This is a genomic window from Prosthecobacter sp. (assembly GCF_044373815.1).
GTDB lineage: Bacteria > Verrucomicrobiota > Verrucomicrobiia > Verrucomicrobiales > Verrucomicrobiaceae > Prosthecobacter.
The window spans coordinates 1-3,292 of sequence record NZ_JBIPNG010000616.1 but is presented as its reverse complement, the minus strand read 5'-3'; the positions used below and the strand labels follow the sequence as shown (position 1 = coordinate 3,292).

Genomic DNA, 3,292 nt, shown 5'->3' with positions numbered 1-3,292 from the left:
ACGCAAGGCCTTTCCGCTCGCCGCCGCTCTCGCTCGTGAGTTTGATGCGCGGCTGTTCCTGGCCAATGTGCAGCCCGCCATCGCGATGACGGGCGAGATTCCGCTGGTCTTTACAGAGCAGGAACTCGCCTCCCGGCACGTCAAGATCGAGGCTGAGCTGCGCAGGTGCCGCAGCGAGCACTTCAGCACGGAAATCGACAGCACCACCGTCGTGCTGGAAGGCATTCCTCATCAGGCGCTTTGTGAGATGGCGAAAGCGGTGGACCCAGGACTCATCGTCATCGCCACGCACGGTCACACCGGCTGGGAGCACGCGCTCATCGGCAGCACGGCGGAGCGTGTGGTGCGTCACGCGCACCGTCCTGTGCTCGTGGTGCGCTGAGCAGGTTTCTTCTTCAATCACCCACCCAACAACCACTATGCAAACCATGCTCGCCACCGTGTTTCACGGCGTTAATGACATCCGCGTCGATTCCGTGCCCAGGCCGTCTGCCGGTCCGGGCGAGGCCGTCTTGCGCATCACCGCCACCACCATCTGCGGAACAGATCTTCACATCGTTCGCGGCGAGTATCCGGTAAAGCCGGGACTTATCATCGGCCACGAGCCGGTGGGCGTGATCGAAGAACTCGGCGCGGGCGTGACGGGTTACAACATCGGCGACCGCGTGCTCGTCGGGGCCATCACGCCTTGCGGACAATGCCGTGCCTGTCTTTCCGGCCAGCACTCGCAGTGCGGCCACGGCTCTGGTTGTCAGGCGATGGGTGGCTGGCGTTTTGGCAACACGATCAATGGTGCTCAGGCGGAATATCTGCTGGTGCCGTATGCGCAGGCGAATCTGGCAAAGATACCTGATGAAGTGACCGACGAACAGGTGGTCATGCTCGCGGACATTGCCTCCACCGGTTTCGGCGGCGCGGAGAGTGGCGGCATCAAGATCGGGGACACTGTGGTCGTCTTTGCTCAAGGACCCATCGGGCTGTGCGCCACCGTGGGTGCAAAACTGATGGGAGCCACGTTGATCATCGGCGTGGATGGTGATGAGAACCGTCTGGCGATGGCGCGCAAGATGGGGGCCGATGTCACACTCAACTATCATGAGTGCAATGTCGTCGAGGAGGTGCTGAAGCTCACTGGCGGCGGAGTGGATGTGGCCATCGAAGCGCTCGGCACGCAGGCAACGTTTGAATCCTGCCTGCGCTGTCTGCGTCCGGGCGGCACGCTGTCCAGCCTCGGCGTTTATTCAGGCAAGCTCCAGATTCCGTATGAAGCCTATGCCGCAGGGCTGGGAGATCACCGCATCATCACCACGCTTTGCCCCGGTGGGAAGGAGCGCATGCGCCGCCTCATCAACGTGGTTCAGTCTGGCAGGTTTGATCCCACAATGCTCGTGACTCACCGTTTCTCGCTGGCGGACATCAAGCAAGGTTACGAGGTCTTCGGTAATCGGGCGGAAGGCGTGCTCAAAGTGCTGATCACGCCCTGATGCTCCGCTGCCCGGTCCCGTTCCAAAACACATCACCATGAACACCATCAAAACCATCCTCGTCCCCGTGGATTTCTCCACGGGATCAAGCTCGGCACTCGAACAAGCCTCACGTCTCGCCGGGCTCAACGGAGCCAGCCTTCACGTCCTGCATGTGGTGGACACCGCCGCCGTGACCTCACAGGCGGACAGCCGCAACACGAGCTTTGAGCGCCAGGCCGCCATTCTCTCTGAGGGAGCACGGGATGCACTCGTGCGCTGGCTGGCGCAGGCTGGAGCACCTCTTGGCTGCCAGAGCACCATTGTCGTGGGGGTGCCGCTGCATGAGATTCTGGAACACGTCAAAACGCAGAGCCCCGATTTGGTCGTGGCCGGTATCACTGGCGCTGGCGAATCCAAAGCGGGTGCCGGATCACTGGCTCACCGCCTGGCTCGCCAAGTTCCAGGCAAGATCTTGCTTGTCAGAACCTATCATCCGAATGCGTTTCAGAAAATCGTCGCCTGCATTGATTTTTCCGAGACCTCGCGCGAGGTCGCCTCGCAAGCGCATCGTATTGCCATTCAGGATGGCGCGAAGGTGGACTTCCTGCATGTATGGCAAGAGCCGTGGTTATCGACGCCTTACGCCTACTTGGCGGCGGTGACGACCGAGTTCATCGAGCACCGGCGGCAGCTTCTCAGCACCACACTCCAAAAGTTCGTGTCGGAAACCGCGCCGGGCATCGAATCCAACGAGGTGCTGATGAACGAACCGAACTACGCCAACGCCATCGCCGCGCATGCCGAGCAGATTGGAGCTGACTTGATCGTGATAGGTGCCCGAGGACAAACCAACCTGCGCTACGCACTCATGGGATCGACGGCTGAGCGCCTGCTGACGAGGCTGCCGTGCTCCGTGCTCGTAGTGAAACCAGCGGTGTCATGAATATCCAGTCGCATAAATATATCGGCCTTTGGCCATCCCCTATCATGCCCCCGATCACCCTCGCCTTCTACGACACCAAGCCCTACGACCGTGACTATTTCGGGCGCGCGGCTGATGGTGCCGATGTCATTCTGCACCATCACGATTTCCGACTCACAGCAGAGACGGCCAGTTCCGCCCAAGGCGCAGATGCGGTGTGCGTGTTCGTCAACGACCGTCTGGATCGTGACTGCCTGACGACGCTGGCCGGACTCGGCGTGAGGCTGGTGGCGCTGCGTTGCGCGGGTTTTAACAACGTGGATCGTGCAGCGGCGGGAGAGTTGGGCATCACCGTGGTGCGGGTGCCTGCGTATTCACCCCATGCCGTCGCAGAGCATACCGTGGCGCTGCTGCTGGCGCTGAACCGGAAGATTCATCGCGCTTACAATCGGGTGCGGGAACAAAATTTCTCCCTCAGCGGCCTCGTGGGTTTTGATCTGCATGGCAAGACCATCGGCATCGTCGGCACCGGCAGGATCGGGCGCGTGACAGCGCAGATTTTTCGCGGCTTCGGCTGTCATGTCCTCGCGCATGATCCGATGCCTATGCTCGAATGGGCAGCGGAGCACGGCATCAGCTACACCAGTGTGGAATCGCTGCTGAGTGAGAGTGATGTGGTCAGCCTGCATCTGCCGCTGACGCCAGAGACGCATCACCTGCTCAATGTGGCCAGCATTGCCCTGATGAAGCCAGGAGCCTATCTGGTGAACACCAGCCGTGGCAAACTCGTTGATAGCTCGGCACTGATCGAGTCGCTCAAATCCGGCCATCTCGGCGGAGTGGCCCTGGATGTGTATGAGGAAGAGGAAGGCATCTTCTTCGAGGATCACTCCGGCACGGTGCT

Annotated in this window: 4 protein-coding genes; all 4 read left to right on the top strand. The window is 60.8% G+C overall.

Annotation, left to right across the window (positions count from 1 at the left end; translation table 11 throughout):
* Positions 1 to 382: universal stress protein (locus tag ACIREA_RS29180; RefSeq protein WP_397385842.1), on the top strand; the 382-nt coding region annotated here is incomplete at its 5' end.
* 37 nt (positions 383 to 419) lie between these two features.
* Positions 420 to 1,484 (top strand): zinc-binding dehydrogenase, encoded by a 1,065-nt coding sequence (locus ACIREA_RS29175; protein WP_397385841.1) that lies wholly within the window; start codon positions 420 to 422, stop codon positions 1,482 to 1,484.
* A gap of 37 nt (positions 1,485 to 1,521) precedes the next feature.
* Positions 1,522 to 2,409, top strand: coding sequence for a universal stress protein (locus tag ACIREA_RS29170; RefSeq protein ID WP_397385840.1), 888 nt, complete (start codon positions 1,522 to 1,524; stop codon positions 2,407 to 2,409).
* A 44-nt stretch (positions 2,410 to 2,453) separates the two neighbouring features.
* Positions 2,454 to 3,292, top strand: an 839-nt coding sequence (locus ACIREA_RS29165) for a 2-hydroxyacid dehydrogenase (RefSeq protein ID WP_397385839.1), incomplete at its 3' end; no start/stop codon positions are given.